Genomic DNA, 17,791 nt, shown 5'->3' with positions numbered 1-17,791 from the left:
ACACTCCACGAGCCCGGGCTCAGCCGATCACCAGCACGAGGTCGCCGCCCTCGACCGACTGCGTGCCGCTCAGCGCGACCCGGCGGACGGTGCCGCCGACGGGTGCGGTGATGGCGGCCTCCATCTTCATCGCCTCGATGGTGGCCACCGTGTCGCCTGCGGCGACGGTGTCGCCGACTTCGACGCCGACGGTCACCACGCCCTGGAACGGGGCCGCGACCTGGCCGGGCACTGCGATGTCTGCCTTCTCCGCCGCGGCGGCCTCGGCGGAGACCGAACGGTCGCGCACCGACACCGGGCGCAGCTGGCCGTTGAGGGTGGCCAGCACGGTGCGGTAGCCGCGCTCGTCGGGCTCGGAGACGGCCTGCAGGCCGACGAACAGCTGCACGCCGGGTTCGAGCTCGACGACGTGCTCCTCGCCGGCGCGCAGCCCGTAGAGGTAGTCCAGCGTGGTCAGCACCGACACGTCGCCCCAGGTGGAGCGGGCCTCGGCGAAGTCGCGCGTCGGGCCGGGGAACAGCAGCCGGTTGAGGGTGGCACGGCGGGTCGCGTCGGTGGTCCCCGCGTCGCCGGCCAGCGCTGCCTCGTCGTCCGCGGCGAGCTCCTCGGCCGGCGGCGTCCACGGCCGGCCCTCGATCGCGCGCGAGCGGAACGGCTCGGGCCAGCCGCCCGGCGGGTCACCGAGTTCGCCGTGCAGGAATCCGATCACGGAGGCCGGCACGTCGTAGGAGGCCGGGTCCTCGGCGAACTTCACCGGATCCGCGCCGGCGGCGACCAGGGCCAGCGCCAGGTCGCCGATCACCTTGGAGGAGGGGGTGACCTTCGGGACGCGGCCGAGGATGTCGTTGGCGGCGGCGTACATGTCCTCGATGTCCTCGAACCGCTCGCCGAGGCCCAGGGCGATGGCCTGCTGGCGCAGGTTGGAGAGCTGACCGCCGGGGATCTCGTGCCGGTAGACGCGGCCGGTCGGGGCCGGCAGCCCGGACTCGAAGGGCGCGTAGACGCGCCGCACGGCCTCCCAGTAGGGCTCGATCGCGTTGACGGCCGCCAGGTCGAGGCCGGTGGCGCGCTCGGTGAAGTCGGTCGCGGCGACCAGCGAGGACAGCGGCGGCTGGGAGGTGGTGCCGGCCATCGCTGCGCAGGCGGCGTCGACGGCGTCGACCCCGGCCTCGATCGCGGCGGTGAGCGTGGCCAGCTGGCCGCCGGGGGTGTCGTGGGTGTGCAGGTGCACCGGCAGGTCGAAGCTCTCCCGCAGCGCCGTCACCAGCGTCCGGGCCGCGGGTGCGCGCAGCAGACCGGCCATGTCCTTGATCGCCAGCACGTGCGCCCCGGCCTCGACGATCTGCTCGGCCAGCCGCAGGTAGTAGTCGAGGGTGTAGAGCTTCTCGGCCGGGTTGGACAGGTCGCCGGTGTAGCACAGCGCCACCTCGGCCACGGTGGTCCCGGTCGCGCGGACGGCCTCGATCGCGGGCCGCATCTGCTCCACGTCGTTGAGCGCGTCGAAGATCCGGAAGACGTCGATGCCGGTCGCGGCGGCCTCGGCCACGAAGGCGTTGGTCACCGAGACCGGGTAGGGCGTGTAGCCGACCGTGTTGCGGCCGCGCAGCAGCATCTGCAGGCCGATGTTGGGCACCGCCTCGCGCAGTGCCGCCAGCCGCTCCCACGGGTCCTCGGAGAGGAAACGCAGGGCCACGTCGTACGTCGCGCCACCCCACGCCTCCAGCGACCACAGCTGCGGCGTCGTGCGGGCGACGTGGCCGGCCACGTCGAGCAGGTCGCGGGTGCGGACCCGGGTGGCCAGCAGCGACTGGTGCGCGTCACGGAAGGTGGTGTCGGTGACCGCCACGGCGGTCTGGGCGCGCAGCGCGGCGGCGAAGCCCTCGGGCCCGAGCTCGAGCAGCTGCTGCCGGGTGCCGGCCGGCACCGGGGCGGTGGCGTCGAGCGGTGCCAGCTTCGTGACGGGGCTGACCGAGACGGGCGCCTCGCCGTACGGCTTGTTGACGGTGACGTCGGCCAGGTAGGTCAGCAGCTTGGTGCCGCGGTCACCCGAGGCCCGCGCGGTCAGCAGCTGCGGGTGGGTCTCGATGAACGAGGTGGTGATCCGGCCCGCGTCGAAGTCCGGGTCGTCCAGCAGCGCCTGCAGGAACGGGATGTTGGTGGCCACCCCACGGATGCGGAACTCAGCGACGGCGCGGCGGGCGCGCTTGACGGCGTCCTCGAACGTCCGGCCGCGACAGGTGAGCTTGGCCAGCATCGAGTCGAAGTGCGGGCTGATCTCGGCGCCGGTGAAGGTGGTGCCGCCGTCGACGCGCACACCGGCGCCGCCGGGGGAGCGGTAGGTGGTGATCACCCCGGTGTCGGGCCGGAAGCCGTTGGCCGGGTCCTCGGTGGTGATCCGGCACTGCAGCGCCGCACCGCGCAGCTGCACCGTCTCCTGGGCGAGGCCGAGGTCGGCCAGCGTCTCACCGGAGGCGATCCGCATCTGGGACTGCACGAGGTCGACGTCGGTGACCTCCTCGGTCACGGTGTGCTCGACCTGGATGCGGGGGTTCATCTCGATGAAGACGTAGTTGCCGGCCGGATCGAGCAGGAACTCCACCGTGCCGGCGCACGAGTAGCCGATCGCCTTGGCGAACCGGACCGCGTCGGCGCAGATCCGGGCCCGCAGCTCGGGGTCGAGGTTGGGGGCCGGCGCGATCTCCACGACCTTCTGGTGGCGGCGCTGCACCGAGCAGTCGCGCTCGAAGAGGTGGATCACCTCGCCGGTCGCGTCGGCCAGGATCTGCACCTCGATGTGCCGCGGCTCCACGACCGCCTGCTCGATGAAGACGGTGGGGTCGCCGAACGCGGCCTCCGCCTCCCGCATGCAGGTCTCGACCGCCTCGCGCAGCTTGCTGTCGTTCTCGCCGGCCTCGTCGACGCGCCGCATGCCCCGGCCACCGCCACCGGCGACGGCCTTGACGAACAGCGGATAGGGCAGCGCGGAGGCCGCGGCGATGAGCTCGTCGGCATCCGTCGAGGGGGCGACGCTCTGCAGCGTCGGTACGCCGGCCTCGCGGGCGGCCGCGATCGCGCGGGCCTTGTTCCCGGTCAGCTCCAGGACCTCGACGCTGGGGCCGATGAACGTGATGCCGGCTCGGGCGCACGCCTCGGCCAGCGCGGGATTCTCCGAGAGGAAGCCGTAGCCGGGGTAGACCGCGTCGGCGCCGGCCTGCACGGCCGCGGCCACGATGGCCTCGGGATCGAGGTAGGTGCGGACGGGGTGGCCGAGCTCGCCGATCTCGTAGGCCTCGTCGGCCTTGAGACGGTGCTCGGACCCACGGTCCTCGTACGGGTAGACGGCGACGGTCTTGGCGCCGAGCTCATAGGCCGCGCGGAAAGCTCGGATCGCGATCTCACCACGGTTGGCCACCAGGATTTTCCGGAACATGCGGGCCAACGTATTGGTCGCGGGTCGACCGTGACAGGGGCGTCTCACAGGCTGCGACGCCCGTGCCGGAAGTTACCGATGAGTCACCCCGTCGCGGGTTCGCCCACCCTCACCTGTCGTCGTCCGCCCAGGTGGCCCGCCCGCGCCTGGCGGCTCGGAAGGCCAGCCAGATCAGACCGGAGAAGAGGGCCAGCATCACCACGAACACACCGATGACCGCCACCACGCCGGCCACATCGTGGCTCTGGGTGTTGTCGGTCGCAGCCAGAAGGAGCACGTCTCCATCATGCGCCTTCTGCCCGACCGTCACCTGATCGGGTCCCGGACCGATCAGCCTCGTCGTGAGTCACACCCCCGCGGGATCGGGAAGGTCAGTCCTTGAGCTCGCAGATGACGGCGCCGTTGCCGACGGTCTCGCCGACCGCGGCGGCGAGCCCGGTCACGGTGCCGGCCTTGTGGGCCTTGAGCGGCTGCTCCATCTTCATCGCCTCGATGACCACGATGGTCTCGCCCTCGGCGACCGTCTGGCCCTCCTCGACGACGACCTTGACCACGGTGCCCTGCATCGGCGAGGTGACGGCGTCCCCGGAGACGGCGGCGCCGGCCTTCTTGCCGCTGGCGCGCTTGGGCTTCTTCGCACCGGTCGCGGCGGCGCCGGCGGAGAGGCCTCCCAGCCCGGCCGGGATGACCACCGAGAGCCGCTTGCCGCCGACCTCGACGACGACGGTCTGCCGCTCGCCGTCCTCGGCCGCCTCGCCGGCGGCGCCGGAGTACGGCTCGATCTGGTTGTCGAAGTCGGTCTCGATCCACTGGGTGTAGACGTCGAAGGAGCCCTCGCCGCTCGGGGTCGAGGGGCCGACGTAGGCCGGGTCGTTCACGACCGCCCGGTGGAAGGGGAGCACCGTCGGCATGCCGTCGACGACGAACTCGTCCAGCGCGCGTCGCGAACGCTCCAGGGCCTGGGTGCGGTCGCGGCCGGTGACGATCAGCTTGGCGATCAGCGAGTCGAACGAGCCGGGGATGGTCTCCCCGTTCTCGTAGCCGCCGTCGACCCGTACGCCGGGGCCCTGGGGCGGGTTCCACGCGGTCAGGGTGCCGGGGGCGGGCATGAAGTTGCGGCCGCCGTCCTCGGCATTGATCCGGTACTCGATGGAGTGGCCGATGATCTCGGGGTCGCCGTAGCCGAGCTCCTCGCCGGCCGCGACGCGGAACATCTCGCGGACCAGGTCGATGCCGCTGACCTCCTCGGAGACGCAGTGCTCGACCTGCAGGCGGGTGTTGACCTCCAGGAAGGAGATCGAGCCGTCCTGCGCGACCAGGAACTCGCACGTGCCGGCGCCGTAGTAGCCGGCCTCCTTCAGGATCCGCTTGGAGGACTCGTAGAGCTCGCTCACCTGGGCCTCGGTGAGGAACGGCGCCGGTGCCTCCTCGACCAGCTTCTGGTTGCGGCGCTGCAGCGAGCAGTCGCGGGTGGAGACCACCACGACGTTGCCGTGCTGGTCGGCCAGGCACTGGGTCTCGACGTGCCGGGGCTTGTCGAGGAACTTCTCGACCAGGCACTCGCCGCGGCCGAAGGCGGTGACCGCCTCGCGCACCGCCGACTCGTAGGCGTCAGGGATCTCCTCGAGCGTGCGGGCGACCTTCAGGCCACGACCGCCGCCGCCGAAGACGGCCTTGATCGCGACCGGCAGGCCGTTGGCCTTGGCGAACTCCACGACCTCGTCGGCGTCCTTGACCGGGTCCTTGGTGCCCGGCGCCAGCGGCGCGTTGGCCCGCTCGGCGATGTGCTTGGCCTTGGCCTTGTCGCCCAGCGCCTCGATCGCCGCCGGCGGCGGGCCGATCCAGATCAGCCCGGCGTCGATGACGGCCTGGGCGAAGTCGGCGTTCTCGGCCAGGAAGCCGTAGCCGGGGTGGACCGAGTCGGCACCCGACTGCTTCGCCGCCGCGACGATCTTCTCGATCGAGAGGTAGGACTCGGCCGGCGTCGAGCCGCCGAGGGAGTAGGCCTCGTCGGCCAGGCGCACGTGCAGCGCGTCGCGGTCGGGCTCGGCGTAGACGGCGACGGACCCGATGCCCGCGTCCTTGCACGCGCGGATCACCCGGACGGCGATCTCTCCGCGGTTGGCGATCAGCACCTTGGCCAGCGGCTTGCTCAACGTCACTCCTCGTTCGGCTCATCGCGCCCAGTCATGGGCGAACGGGGCGACTGTACCGGCCGGATGACTGCGCGGGGTGTGACGGAGGTTACGCGACTCGGACCCGTAGGGTTGGCGTCGTGTCAAGGGTGAGCCGCATCGTCGGCGAGGCTGGGCGGTTCATGGCGGTAGGCGCCGTCTCGACCGCCGTCGCCGTGCTGCTCTACAACTGGCTGGCCTACGAGCCCTACCGCCTGTGGTCCCCGTTGCACCGCCACATCACGACCGCCTACATCGTCTCCCACGCCGTCGGGATGCTGGTCTCCTACGAGCTCTCCCGGCGTTGGACGTTCAAGGAGCGCGCCGATCGCAAGCCCGGCGAGGGCTTCCTGTCCTACGCCGTCATCAACATCATCACGATGATCACGATCCCGGTCGGCTGTCTGTGGTTCAGCCGGCACGTGCTCGACCTGCAGAGCGGCCTGGCCGACAACATCTCCGGCAACGTGGTGGGTCTGCTGATCTCCCAGGTGGCGCGGTTCTACCTCTTCCGGCGGTTCGTCTTCCACCGGCCGATCCACTACATCGAGGTCTACGACGACCCGAGCGTCCTGCCCGGTGCGGCGGAGGGCAGCGGGGTCGGCGTGCTCACCGAGGAGCCCACAGCGCCGTCCACTGGTGCCCCAGAGCGGCGACCAGGTTCCTGACCAGCGGCAGGCTGACGCCGACCACGTTGTGGTGGTCACCCTCGATGCCTGTCACGAACGCGCCACCGAGCCCGTCGATCGTGAATGCTCCCGCGACGTGCAGCGGCTCGCCCGTGGCGACGTACGCCTCGATCTCGGCGTCGGTGACCTCCGCGAAGTGCACCGTCGTCTCAGCGGTGCGGCTGACCAGGCGACCGGTGGCGGTGTCGAGCAGGGCGTGCCCGGTCACCAGTACGCCGCTGCGGCCGCGCAGCTCGTGCCAGCGCGCCGTGGCGACGGCGGCGGTGTGCGGCTTGCCCAGCGGGCGACCGTCGAGCTCGAGCACGCTGTCGCAGCCCAGCACCAGCGCGCCGTGCGGCACCTCGGCCCGCTCCGCGACCGCGCGACACTTGAGCTCGGCCAATCCGAGGGCGAGCTCGCGGGGCGCGAGGCCGTCGAGCCGGCTCTCGTCGACGCCGCTGACGATCACCACGGGCTCGATCCCGGCGTTGCGCAGGGTCTGCAGGCGGGCGGGGGACTGCGAGGCCAGCACGAGGGTGGTCATGGCGGTCAGTGTGTCAGCCGGCGCGTCCACCCGCGGTGCGAGCGTGCGGGGCGCCGCCACGATCGGCACGGCCACGGCCCGGCCGGCCTGCCGACGAGCGCTCGACATGGCGGGCTGGCTAGGCGGCCTCAGGCGGCTCGCAGAGCGGGGTGGGAGCTGTTCACCCGATGTTCGCCGCCCGCTGGCGCGGACCCTAGGATGCCGCTGAGCGCCCGTAGCCCAATTGGCAGAGGCATGCGGTTTAGGTCCGCACCAGTGTGAGTTCGAGTCTCACCGGGCGCACGCGAGGCCGGTCCCGCGTCGGCTGGTGGCCGGGCCGGGCAGAAGGCATGGAGAACGCCTGGAGAACGCCCGGAGCCCGCCCGGAGACCGCCCGGAGACCGCTGGAGAACACTGTCGTCGAGCACCTCGGTTGTGGAAGACTCTGGAAGTGAATGGCATTCATTTAAGAGGAGGGGTGTCCGGTGGCAGCTGAACCGTTCGAGCTCGGTGGTCTGTCCCGCCCGCGGGTGAGCCCCGAGCGGGCCGCAGAGGTGGCGGCGCGCTACGGCGCGGTGACCGCCCCGCTGGTCGAGCTCGGCAGTCAGCAGGACCGCAACTTCCTGGTCACCACCGAGCGGGGTCGGTTCGTCCTCAAGCTGGCGAACGCCGCGACCGGCACGGCTGAGCTGGAGGCGCAGCACCTGGCTCTGCGCCAGCTGGCCGCGGCCGGCCTCGGCGTACCCCTGCCGGTGGCCGACGGCGACGGTGCCGAGCTGAGTGCGACCGATGTCGAGGGGGAGCGTCTGCTGACCCGGCTGCTGACCTTCGTCGAGGGCGAGCCGCTCATCGAGGTGGAGGACTTCGGGCTCGAGCAGGCGGCGCTGCTGGGCGACACGGCCGGTCGGGTGGTGGCCGCGCTGGTCGACTTCGACCATCCCGGGCTGCACCGGCGCAACCAGTGGGACCTGCGGCTGGCCGGCGACGTGGTCGCCGCGCTGCTCGACCACGTGCCCGACGAGGATCGTCGGACCCGCCTGGCCGCCGCACGCGAGGAGGCGCTGCGCCGGCTCGCGCCCGTGGCCGGCCGGCTGCGCGAGCAGACCATCCACGCCGACATCACCGACGACAACGTGGTGCGCGACGCCGCCGGGAGGGTCGGGGTGATCGACTTCGGCGACCTGCAGCGCAGCTGGCGGGTCGCCGAGCTCGCCGCGACCTGCGCCGCGACGCTGACCCGCGACCCCGATCCGGCGCTGCTGCTCGGTGCCGTGGAGGCCTTCACCGCCCACGTCCCGCTGGACGACGCCGAGCTGACGGCGCTGTGGCCGCTGGTGTGGCTGCGCACCGCCGTGCTGGTCGTCAGCGGCGAGCAGCAGGTCGCCCTCGACGGTGACAACGAGTACGCCGACGTCCGCCGTGCGGCGGAGTGGCGTTCCTTCGCACTCGCCAGCTCGTGGGATCCCGACGAGATGGACGCGCTCGTCCGTGCGGCCGCCGGCAGGCTCGGGCAGCATCAGCACCCCTTCGGACCGATGCTGCCGGCGGGTCTGGCGCCGGCCGTCCTCGACCTGTCGGTGCTCAGCCCCGCCCTCGACGGCGGAGCCTGGCTGGAGGAGGACATCGAGGACCGTCTCCTCGAGCACGGCGCCGACGGCGGCGGTGTCGCCGTCACCCGCTGGGCCGAGTATCGGCTCACCCGCGCGCGCCCGTTGACGGCACGCAACGGCTCACCGACGCTGGCGCTGGCCGTCGACCTCGTCCTGCCGCCCGAGACGGTGCTCAGGGCGCCGTTCGCCGGGGGCATCGAGCCGACCGACGACGGGCTGGTGCTGCGGGGCGAGGGGATCGACCTGTTCCTGCACGGCCGGCTGGAGCACGCTCCGGCGGGGAGTGCCAAGGGCGCGGCGGCGCAGGGTGCCGAGCTGGCCCGCGTGACGGGCAGGCTGCGGGTGCAGCTGAGCGCGCTGCTCGGCGTCCGGCCTCCGGCGTTCGTCGCGCCTCGCTGCGAGCGGCTGTGGCGCCGGATCAGTCCGGACCCGTCGGCCCTCCTCGGTGTCGACGTAGCGGCCGAGCCGGTCGACGCCGACTCCGTGCTGGCACGACGGGACGCCGCCTACGCCCAGGTGCAGGAGCACTACTACCGCCGGCCGCCGCAGATCGAGCGGGGCTGGCGCGAGCTGCTTGTGGACACCACCGCCCAGGTGTACGTCGACGCCGTCAACAACGTGGCCACGCTGGGTCACTCGCACCCTCGCCTGGTCGAGGCCGCGGCGCGCCAGTGGGCGCTGCTCAACACCAACGCGCGGTTCCACTACGCCGTCGTGGCCGAGCTCTCCGAGCGCCTGGCGGAGCTGGCGCCCGACGGCCTCGACCACGTCTTCCTCGTCAACAGCGGCAGCGAGGCGGTGGACCTCGCGCTGCGGCTGGCCCAGACGGCCACGGCGCGACCGCGGATCCTGGCGGCGCGCGAGGCGTATCACGGTTGGACCATCGGCTCCGACGCCGTGTCGACCTCGCTCGGCGACAACCCGCGGGCGCTGGAGAGCCGGCCCGCCTGGGTCGAGCTGATGGATGCTCCCAACCCCGTCCGCGGCACGCACCGCGGTCCGGACTCCGCGGCTGCCTACCTGGCGGATCTGGACGCCCAGCTCGACGCCCTCGGCGCCGCCGGCCGCCAGGAGCTGGCCGGCGTGATCCTGGAGCCGATCTTCGGCAACGGCGGTGGCGTGCTCCTGCCCCAGGGGTACGTCGCGGGCGTCTACGACCGGGTGCGCGCGCTGGGCGGCCTGTGCATCTCCGACGAGGTGCAGGTCGGCTACGGCCGGCTCGGCGACCACTTCTGGGGCTTCGAGCAGCAGGGTGCGGTGCCGGACATCATCACGATCGCCAAGGCGATGGGCAACGGCCAGCCGCTCGGCGCCGTGCTGACGACGCGGGCGATCGCCGAGGCGTTCGCGGCCGAGGGCAGCTTCTTCTCCTCCGCGGGCGGCAGCCCGGTCAGCGCACGGATCGGGCTGACGGTGCTCGACGTGGTCCGCGACGAGGGGCTGCAGGACAACGCCCGGGTGGTCGGCGGCCACTTCCGCGAGCGGCTGCTGGCCCTCGCGGAGCGGCACCCCTCGATGGGCGCGGTGCACGGCATGGGGCTCTACCTGGGCGTCGAGCTGGTCTCGGACCGAGCGGCGTTCACGCCCGACGGCGCCCTGGCGGACCGGGTCTGCGAGGAGCTGCTGTGGCGCGGGTGCATCGTGCAGCCGACCGGTGACTTCAAGAACGTGCTGAAGATCAAGCCGCCGCTGGTCATCACCCAGCGCAGCGTCGACTTCGTCTGCGATGCGCTGGACGAGGTGCTGACCGAGCTGGGCGGCTGACGCGCGGGGTGACACGGTGCCGCGCGGACACCGTGTCACCTCCGGGCGTCGTCACGCCAGCAGGCTCAGGCCTCCGCCACCGACTCGCTGAAGTCCAGGACCGGCGGCTGCCGCCGGAACATCCCCGTCGACGCGGCCAGGTAGGCGGCGCCGATGGCCAGCCAGATCAGCCCCAGTGTCAGCGTGTGCCGCGACAGCGAGGTCCACAGCCACACCGTCAGGCCGAAGCCGATCAGGGGCAGCACCACGCCGCGCACCCAGGCACCCGCACTGCGGCCGGCGGTCCCGCCCCGCAGGAAGGACCGGGTCACGGCCAGGTTGACCATCGAGAACGCTGCCAGCGCACCGAAGCTGATCGTGGAGGCGGCTGTCGACAGCGAGAGCACCAGCGCCAGCAACGAGACGGCGGAGACGAACAGCGCGGCGACGTACGGCGTGCGGTAGCGCTCGTGCAGCCGCCCGAAGATCCGCGGGAGGATGCCGTCGCGACCCATCGCGAAGATGATCCGCGAGACGCTGACCTGCGTCGTCATGCCGGAGCCGAACGCGCCCACGACGTACACCCACACGAAGATCGTGGAGAAGAACGAGCCGCCGACCTTCACCATCAGGTCCACGCCGGCGTTGTCGAGGTCGGCGAAGCCGTGCCAGTCCGGGATCACGAACGCGCCGATCCAGCTCACGACCAGGAAGAGGGCACCGCCGAGCACGGTGGTCCACACGATCGCCCGTGGGATGTCCCGCTTGGGGTTCTTGCTCTCCTCCGACATCGTGGAGACGGCGTCGAAGCCCAGGAAGCTCAGCGCCAGCACCGCCGCGCCCGAGAAGACCGAGCCGACCCCGCCCGAGCCGGGCAGCAGCGGGGAGAAGAAGCCGGGCCGCGACGCGTCGGGGTGCCGTGCCACGTGCACGACGGCGAGCACCGCGAAGACCAGCACCAGCAGCACCGAGACGCCGACCACCACCCAGCTGAGCCGGTTGATGAGGGTGACGCCGAGGACGTTGCAGGCCAGCGAGAGCACGAGCGAGGCGAGCACGAAGATCCACTGCGGGATGCTCGGGTACTGACCGTGCAGGTAGATCCCGATCAGCAGGAAGTTGATCATCGGCAGCAGCAGGTAGTCGAGCATGAGCGCCCACCCGGTGAGGAAGCCGACGTGGCCGCCGAAGGACTGCTGCGAGTAGGTGTACGCCGATCCCGAGACCGGGTAGAGCCGCGCCATCCGGCCGTAGCTCAGCGCGGTGAACAGCATCGCCACCAGGGCCACGAGGTAGGCCGAGGGCAGGTGGTTGTCGGTCTGCTGGGTGACGATCCCGTACGTCGTGAAGACCGTCACCGGTGCGAGGTAGGTCAGGCCGAAGAGGATCAGAGCGCCGGGGCCGAGCGCTCTGCGCAGGCCGGTGGCGCCGGCCGCGTCTGTTGCCGTCATGGGGTTCCCCATTCTGTTGGTGGATGGTGCCCGGGCCGCCGAGTCGGCGTCGTCGTCCCCGGCCTCATTGCCGGAACCGCTCCCTGCCGGCGACCCAGGTCCCCAGGACCTGGACGTCGACGAGGCTGTCGGGGTCGGCCTGACGCGGATCCGCGTCCAGCCAGACCAGGTCGGCGTCGTACCCCTGTGCCAGGACGCCGCGGCGTCCCTCGGCGAAGGCCTGGTGGGCCACGCCGGTGGTGTACGCCGCCAGCGCCTCGGCCAGGCCGATGCGCTGCTCGGGCAGCCAGCTGTCCTCCTCGGGCCGGCCGGGGGTGCGGCGCGCGACGGCGGTGGCAGCACCGGCCCGCCAGTCCGCGCCGGTCACCGGCCAGTCGCTGCCGAAGGAGACGGCGGCGCCCGCGTCGAGCACGCTGCGGATGGCGTACTGCCAGCGACTGCGCTCCTCACCCAGGTGCGGCATCGTCAGGTCCCGCATGACGCCGTCGCAGCGGGCCCACAGGGGCTGGAAGTCCGGCACCACGCCGAGCGCGGCGAACCGGGGCACGTCGCTCGGGTCGAGCACGTGCGCGTGAGCGATCACGGGCCGGCGGTCGCGCGGCCCGTTGCGCTCCTGCACGGTCTCGAAGACGTCGAGGGCGAGCCGGTTGGCGGCGTCGCCGATGGCGTGGAAGTGCAGCTGGAAGCCGAGCGCGTCGAAGGCGATCGCCGTCTCCAGCAGGTCGGCACGGGTCCAGTTCGGCAGGCCGCGGTCGCCGGGGCGGTCGGCGTACTCGGCCAGCATCGCGGCGGTGTGGTTCTCCACGATGCCGTCGACGAAGACCTTGACGGTGTCGGCGGTGAGCAGCGGATGGCCGAGCGCCCGGACGCGGTCGCGTCCCTCGGCGAAGCTGTCGAGCTGGTCGCGCCACCCGCGCGGGTCGGCCCGCTGCGCGAGGTTCACCCGGATGGCGAGCAGGCCGCGACGGGCGGCGTCGAGGTAGGCCTCGAGGTCGTCGTGCTCGACCCACGCGTCCTGCGCCCAGCCGAGGCCGAGGCCGGCGTAGTGCCGGGTCGCGCGGCGGATCGCCTCGACGACCTCCTCGTGCGAGCGGCCCGGCGCCACCGCCGAGACGAGGTCGACCGCGCCGGGCTCCTGCAGGATGCCCAGTGGGCTGCCGTCCTCGCGGCGCACGATCCTGCCGAGCTCGGGCTCGGGGGTGTCCGCGTCGATGCCGGCCCGCCGCAAGGCCTCGGAGTTCACCCAGACGGTGTGGTAGTCCCACGCCTGCAGGACCACCGGGCGGTCCGGGCAGACCTCGTCGAGCCATCGCGCGTCGAAGAGGCCACCGGCCGCGAGCGTCGCGTCGTAGCTCGCGCCGTAGATCCACTCCTGTTCGGGATGCTCGTCGGCCCACGCGCCGACCGCCGCGACGATGTCGGCGACGCTCCGCGCGGCACGGATCTGCGGGCCGAGCCACTCCAGGCCGCCCTGCGGCAGGTGGGCGTGGCCGTCGGCGAGCGCTGGAGCGAGCACGCCGCCGGCGAGGTCGACGATGCGCACGTCCGGGTCGGCGAGGTCCACGGCGCCGGTCGCCCGCTCGCCGAGCGCGAGCACGCGGTCGTCGTCGACGACGAGCACCGGGCCGGGGGAGGTGTACGGCGCCCGGTCCGAGCCGAGGTCGCAGATCAGCGACCCGTTGAGGAAGACCAGCACTGGCATGGCGGAGCGTCCTTAAATGAAGACCGTTCGTTTTATCGCGGGACACTAGTATTTCCGCTCGTGACTGTGAAGACCCTTGTGGCAACGGATTCCGCGTGACGGGTCGACGCAGGGCGGGTCGCCCGCTCACAGCGGTGCTGAGCGTCGACGGCATCGCCGCGGCCGGGCTGGCGCTGCTCGACGAGCGCGGCGACTTCTCGATGGCCGAGCTGGCCCGTGCGCTCGGCGTACAGGCCTCGGCGCTGTACAACCACGTCGCCGGCAAGGACGAGGTGCTCGCGCGCGTCCGGGAGCTGGTCAGCGACCGGATCGACGTCGGGGTCTTCGACCGGCTGGGCCTGGAGGAGGCGCTGCCGGTCTGGGCGCGCTCGTACCGGATCGCGTTTTCCACCCACCCGGTGACGGTGGCCCTGTTCGCGACACTGCCGGTGGTGCGGGCGGATCGCACGATCGCGATGTACGAGCGCGTCATCCGGGCGTTCGCGGAGGCCGGCTGGCCCGAGGAGGACATCCTCACCACCGTCGTCGCCCTCGAGAACCTGATCCTGGGCTCGGCGCTCGACGTCGTGGCGCCCGACGACATGCTCGACCCGGCCGGCGCTGCGGCGGCGCCGGCGTTCGTCGCGGCCTACGCCGCCCAGCGGGCGGCACTGGGTCGGGCCCGGCCCGCCGACGCGGCGTTCGAAGCCGGGTTGGCGGCGATGCTGCTCGGCCTGCGCGCGCGGCTCGGCGCGCTGCGCGGGGCTTAGCTCCGCCCCGGCTGCGGCGACGGCCCGTCAGTCCAGCTGCAGGTCGCGCCGAAGCTTGGCCACGTGGCCGGTCGCCTTGACGTTGTACTGGGCCAGCTCGACCTTGCCGTCCTCGTCCACCACGACCGTGGAGCGGATGACGCCCTCCACGACCTTGCCGTAGAGCTTCTTCTCCCCGAAGGCGCCGTAGGCCGCGAGCACCTCCTTGGTCGGATCCGAGAGCAGCCGGATGGTGAGGCTGTCCCGCTCACGGAACTTCGCCAGCTTCTCCGGCTTGTCCGGCGAGATCCCGACGACCTCGTAGCCGGCCGCCTGCAGCGAGGCGAGGGAGTCGGTGAAGTCGCAGGCCTGCTTGGTGCAGCCGGGCGTCATCGCCGCTGGGTAGAAGTAGACGATCACCTTCCGGCCGCGCAGGTCGGCCAGCGAGACGGTGGCACCGGTGTCGTCGGCGAGGCTGAACTCGGGGGCGGGGTCACCAGCGGAGAGACGGCTCATGAGGGCGAATCTACCGGTCCGTTATCTTGTGCAGCATGGCGAACGCAGACCGCAACTCCAAGCTGGAGCGCGAGATCGAGGAGACGCGGGAGCAGCTGGCCGGCACCATCGACCAGCTGATCTACCGCACCAACCCCAAGACCATCGCGTCACGTCAGGCGGCGGCGGTGAAGGCGCTCTACGTCGACCCGCGCACCGGCGAGCCGAACACGGTCAACATCGCCAAGACCGCCGGCGCGGTGCTCGGCGTCGTGGTCCTCTTCATCACGCTGCGCAAGCTCTCCTCCCGATCGTGAGCAGCGCCAAGACCCCGATCAAGATGCTCCACGACCGCATCCTGGTGGAGCTCGACCGGGAGTCGGGGGAGCGCCGGTCCTCGGGCGGGATCGTCATCCCCGCGACAGCGGCGATGGGCGCGCGCCGGCTGACCTGGTCGCGGGTGGTGGCCGTCGGGCCGCACGCGCGTGCCGTCGAGGTGGACGACCGCGTGCTCTTCGACGCCGAGGACAAGGCCGAGGTCGAGGTCGCCGGCGAGCTCTACATCGTCATGCGGGAGCGTGACGTGCACGCTGTCGCGGCCGACCGCGTCGCCAGCGAGTCGACGGGGCTGTACCTGTAGCTCAGCGCAGCAGGCCGTAGGCGCGCTGCGGACGCAGCCGCAGGACGACGCGCCGGTCGGTGACCATGGCGCGCCGGTACTCCTCCCAGTCGGGGTGGTCCTTGGCCGCCACGGCCGCGTAGAGGGCGACGAGCTCGTCGGCCGCCTCGTCGTGCGGATCGGCGGCGACAGCGGACAGCTCGGCGTCGCACTCCAGCACCGCGTAGGACCAGAAGTCAGGTCCGTTGACGTGCAGTGCTGCCCACGGCGTACGACGCAGGTTGTGGTACTTGGCGCGGGTCGCGGTGATCGAGATCCGGATGGTGTCGTCCTCGCCGACGGCGTGCACGACGTTGGACAGCTGGGGCAGGCCGTCGCGCTTGAGGGTGGTGAGCACTGACTGCTGCCGGGCGCGAGCGGCCTCGAGGGCCTCGGAGATCTCCATGCCTCCAGCATGCCCCGTGACGATCGGCGGGGGGCCGGAAAAAACTTCCGCGCCGATGTCGAAGACGCGCGCGGCCGTTCGACGTACGTGCGAGAAGCAAGGCCCAGCAACCAACAGGAGGAAACCGAGATGCCGCGTTTCATGGGATTCGTGAGGATGGAAGAGGGGATCGGTACGCCGCCGCAGGAGCTGTTCGAGGCGATGGACACCTACATCGGCGACCAGGCCGCCCGGGGGATCTTCCTCGACGGCGGCGGCCTCTACGGCACCGAGGATGCGGTGAACTTCGTGGTCCGCAAGGGCGAGGTCAGCCGGGTCGACGGGCCCTACGCCGAGGCGAAGGAGGTCGTCGGCGGATGGGCGATCATGCAGTACGACACCCTCGAGGAGGCGGTCGCGGGGCAGCAGGAGTTCGCCGAGCTGCACGCGAAGTACTGGCCCGAGGTCAGCATGGTGGCGACCCTGCGTCAGATCTCGACCGGGCCGGACAACCCGGCCGACGCCTGAGCGATCTCACTACGCTGGGCTGCGTGTCGCACGCAGCCGTGGTCGCCGCGTGGCGGGCCGAGTCGGCCCGCCTCGTCGGCGCCCTGACCCGGATGACCCGGGACGTGGGGCTCGCCGAGGACCTCGCCCAGGACGCTCTGGTGGCGGCACTCGAGCAGTGGCCGGACTCCGGCGTCCCGGAGAACCCGGGGGCGTGGCTGATGACCACCGCGAAGCGGCGCGCCATCGACCACTTCCGTCGCGCCGACAGCCTGCGACAGAAGGTGGCCGAGCTCGAGCACGCCGCGGAAGAGGAGGCCGTGATGCCCGACCTCGACGCTCAGGTCGACCACATCGAGGACGATGTCCTGCGGCTGATCTTCCTGTCCTGCCACCCGGCCCTGAGCGCGGAGTCCCGAGCGGCGCTGACCCTGCGGCTGGTCGGCGGCCTGACCACCGCCGAGATCGCGCGCGGGTTCCTCGTCACCGAGTCGACCATGGGCCAGCGCATCTCGCGGGCCAAGCGGACGCTGGCGGACGCGCGGGCACCGTTCGAGCTGCCCAGCGGTGCGGAACGGGCGCAGCGTCTCGACGACGTCATGGCAGTGGTCTACCTGATCTTCAACGAGGGGTACGCCGCCACGGCCGGTGCGGACTGGATGCGGCCGGACCTGGCCCGCGAGGGGATGCGGCTGGCCCGCATGCTCGCAGCGCTGGTCCCCGACGACCCCGAGGTGCTCGGTCTCCAGGCGCTGCTGGAGCTCCAGGGCTCCCGGATGCCGGCTCGCATCGACGACACCGGCGCGCCGGTGCTGCTCGAGGCCCAGGACCGCTCCCGGTGGGATCCGCTGCTCGTCCGGCGTGGACTCGCCGCGCTGCGCCGCGCGGAGTCGCACGCGACGCGCGGGCGGCCCGTCGGGAGGTATTTCCTGCAGGCCGCGATCGCCGCTCAGCACGCCCGGGCACAGCGTGCCGAGGACACCGACTGGCGGCGGATCGCGGCCCTCTACGACGTCCTGGCCCAGGCCGCGCCGGGCCCCGTCGTGGAGGTGAACCGTGCGGTGGCGCACGGTCGCGCGTTCGGTCCGGACGCGGGACTGGCGGTCCTGGCAGCGCTCGATCCGTCGCTCCTCGGCGACTCCCCGCTGCTGCCGAGCGTGCGGGGGGACCTGCTGGAGCGTGCGGGGCAGCACGCCGGGGCGCACGCCGCGTTCACCGAGGCCGCGGGCCGCAGTCGGAACGAGAGCGAGCGCGCGATCCTCGAGCGCCGCGCCCAGGAGTCTCGCCGGCGCACATTGACCTCGTGACTCAGGACCTGCCGCAGCTCAGGCGTGCAACCGCTCCTGCCAGTCGTCCGGGACCCGGCCGGCCGGGCCGGGCACGGGCTGGGACAGCGGGTGCGACTGCGGGTCGGGCAGCTGCGGACCGTCGGCGTACTCCTGGCGCTGGTAGTCCCAGAACCAGTCCTCACCGGGCTCGAAGCTGCGCACGTAGGGGTGGCCGGTCTCGGCAGCGTGGTGGCTGGCGTGCTGGCCGGGCGAGGAGTCGCAGCAGCCGATGTGGCCGCACTGCGTGCAGCGCCGCAGGTGCAGCCACCATCCCGCCGTCCGCTCGCAGTCGGCGCAGCCCGTCCCGCTCGGAACGGCCAACAGGTCGATGCCCGGATCAGTGCTCATGGCTCTTACCCTGGCCGTCCGTCGGCACGGGGACAAGCCCT

The 17,791-nt window shown here is 72.2% G+C and carries 16 protein-coding genes and 1 tRNA gene; 8 read left to right on the top strand and 9 right to left on the bottom strand.

The annotated features are described in order from the left end of the window. Window positions 1–19: 19 nt before the first annotated feature. The 3 genes from P5P86_RS17140 to P5P86_RS17130 all read right to left on the bottom strand — a co-directional run bounded on the left by P5P86_RS17140 (window position 20) and on the right by P5P86_RS17130 (window position 5,592). Entirely contained in the window at window positions 20–3,430 is a 3,411-nt protein-coding gene (locus P5P86_RS17140; RefSeq protein WP_280608657.1) for a pyruvate carboxylase, read from the bottom strand. A 109-nt stretch (window positions 3,431–3,539) separates the two neighbouring features. Then, a complete protein-coding gene (locus P5P86_RS17135; protein ID WP_280608656.1) occupies window positions 3,540–3,707 on the bottom strand; it encodes a hypothetical protein in 168 nt (55 codons plus the stop codon). Window positions 3,708–3,801: 94 nt separating this feature from the next. Further along, window positions 3,802–5,592: an acetyl/propionyl/methylcrotonyl-CoA carboxylase subunit alpha gene (locus P5P86_RS17130; RefSeq protein ID WP_280608655.1), complete on the bottom strand. Its 1,791-nt coding sequence runs from the start codon at window positions 5,590–5,592 to the stop codon at window positions 3,802–3,804. Window positions 5,593–5,705: 113 nt separating this feature from the next. Between P5P86_RS17130 and P5P86_RS17125 the strand changes: the two genes are divergently transcribed. After that, on the top strand, window positions 5,706–6,272 hold the full coding sequence (locus P5P86_RS17125) for a GtrA family protein (protein WP_280608654.1): 567 nt from the start codon (window positions 5,706–5,708) through the stop codon (window positions 6,270–6,272). On the opposite strand, the gene P5P86_RS17120 is transcribed toward P5P86_RS17125, so the two are convergent. Further along, window positions 6,214–6,816 carry a Maf family protein gene (locus tag P5P86_RS17120; protein WP_280611281.1) on the bottom strand — a complete coding sequence of 201 codons (603 nt, stop codon included), beginning with the start codon at window positions 6,814–6,816 and terminating at the stop codon, window positions 6,214–6,216. The two genes, P5P86_RS17125 and P5P86_RS17120, sit on opposite strands and share 59 nt — an antisense overlap. Window positions 6,817–7,024: 208 nt before the next feature. On the opposite strand from P5P86_RS17120, the gene P5P86_RS17115 reads away from it, so the two are divergent. Both P5P86_RS17115 and P5P86_RS17110 read left to right on the top strand, forming a co-directional pair. Then, window positions 7,025–7,098 (top strand) — tRNA-Leu (locus tag P5P86_RS17115). Between the two features lie 182 nt (window positions 7,099–7,280). Further along, window positions 7,281–10,169, top strand: coding sequence for an aminotransferase (locus P5P86_RS17110; RefSeq protein WP_280608653.1), 2,889 nt, complete (start codon window positions 7,281–7,283; stop codon window positions 10,167–10,169). Between the two features lie 65 nt (window positions 10,170–10,234). On the opposite strand, the gene P5P86_RS17105 is transcribed toward P5P86_RS17110, so the two are convergent. Both P5P86_RS17105 and P5P86_RS17100 read right to left on the bottom strand, forming a co-directional pair. Beyond that, window positions 10,235–11,599 (bottom strand): APC family permease, encoded by a 1,365-nt coding sequence (locus P5P86_RS17105; protein WP_280608652.1) that lies wholly within the window; start codon window positions 11,597–11,599, stop codon window positions 10,235–10,237. Window positions 11,600–11,663: 64 nt separating this feature from the next. Then, the gene (locus P5P86_RS17100; protein ID WP_280608651.1) at window positions 11,664–13,301 is read right to left on the bottom strand and encodes an amidohydrolase; all 1,638 of its coding nucleotides are present in this window, start codon (window positions 13,299–13,301) and stop codon (window positions 11,664–11,666) included. A 95-nt stretch (window positions 13,302–13,396) separates the two neighbouring features. Between P5P86_RS17100 and P5P86_RS17095 the strand changes: the two genes are divergently transcribed. Further along, window positions 13,397–14,050 (top strand): TetR/AcrR family transcriptional regulator, encoded by a 654-nt coding sequence (locus P5P86_RS17095; RefSeq protein ID WP_280608650.1) that lies wholly within the window; start codon window positions 13,397–13,399, stop codon window positions 14,048–14,050. Window positions 14,051–14,077: 27 nt separating this feature from the next. Here P5P86_RS17095 and bcp read toward each other — a convergent pair whose 3' ends face one another. Further along, window positions 14,078–14,545: a thioredoxin-dependent thiol peroxidase gene (gene bcp, locus P5P86_RS17090; RefSeq protein ID WP_280608649.1), complete on the bottom strand. Its 468-nt coding sequence runs from the start codon at window positions 14,543–14,545 to the stop codon at window positions 14,078–14,080. A gap of 35 nt (window positions 14,546–14,580) precedes the next feature. Here bcp and P5P86_RS17085 point away from each other — a divergent pair, with 35 nt between their 5' ends. Both P5P86_RS17085 and P5P86_RS17080 read left to right on the top strand, forming a co-directional pair. After that, window positions 14,581–14,841 (top strand): DUF3618 domain-containing protein, encoded by a 261-nt coding sequence (locus P5P86_RS17085; RefSeq protein WP_280608648.1) that lies wholly within the window; start codon window positions 14,581–14,583, stop codon window positions 14,839–14,841. After that, on the top strand, window positions 14,838–15,164 hold the full coding sequence (locus P5P86_RS17080) for a GroES family chaperonin (RefSeq protein WP_280608647.1): 327 nt from the start codon (window positions 14,838–14,840) through the stop codon (window positions 15,162–15,164). Before P5P86_RS17085 ends, P5P86_RS17080 begins: the two co-directional genes overlap by 4 nt. Window position 15,165: 1 nt before the next feature. Here the strand turns inward: P5P86_RS17080 and P5P86_RS17075 are convergent, their stop codons facing one another. Next, the gene (locus P5P86_RS17075; protein ID WP_280608646.1) at window positions 15,166–15,588 is read right to left on the bottom strand and encodes a PPOX class F420-dependent oxidoreductase; all 423 of its coding nucleotides are present in this window, start codon (window positions 15,586–15,588) and stop codon (window positions 15,166–15,168) included. A 156-nt stretch (window positions 15,589–15,744) separates the two neighbouring features. On the opposite strand from P5P86_RS17075, the gene P5P86_RS17070 reads away from it, so the two are divergent. Together P5P86_RS17070 and P5P86_RS17065 are read left to right on the top strand one after the other, a co-directional pair. Then, the gene (locus tag P5P86_RS17070) at window positions 15,745–16,095 is read left to right on the top strand and encodes a YciI family protein (protein WP_280611280.1); all 351 of its coding nucleotides are present in this window, start codon (window positions 15,745–15,747) and stop codon (window positions 16,093–16,095) included. Window positions 16,096–16,109: 14 nt separating this feature from the next. Next, on the top strand, window positions 16,110–17,381 hold the full coding sequence (locus P5P86_RS17065) for an RNA polymerase sigma factor (protein ID WP_280611279.1): 1,272 nt from the start codon (window positions 16,110–16,112) through the stop codon (window positions 17,379–17,381). An 18-nt stretch (window positions 17,382–17,399) separates the two neighbouring features. On the opposite strand, the gene P5P86_RS17060 is transcribed toward P5P86_RS17065, so the two are convergent. Further along, a complete protein-coding gene (locus P5P86_RS17060; RefSeq protein WP_280608645.1) occupies window positions 17,400–17,750 on the bottom strand; it encodes a UBP-type zinc finger domain-containing protein in 351 nt (116 codons plus the stop codon). Window positions 17,751–17,791: the final 41 nt, after the last annotated feature.

Source organism: Nocardioides sp. BP30, assembly GCF_029873215.1.
Lineage (GTDB): Bacteria > Actinomycetota > Actinomycetes > Propionibacteriales > Nocardioidaceae > Nocardioides.
Note: the sequence above shows the minus strand (reverse complement) of the source record. Positions and strands in the feature narration are given on the sequence as shown.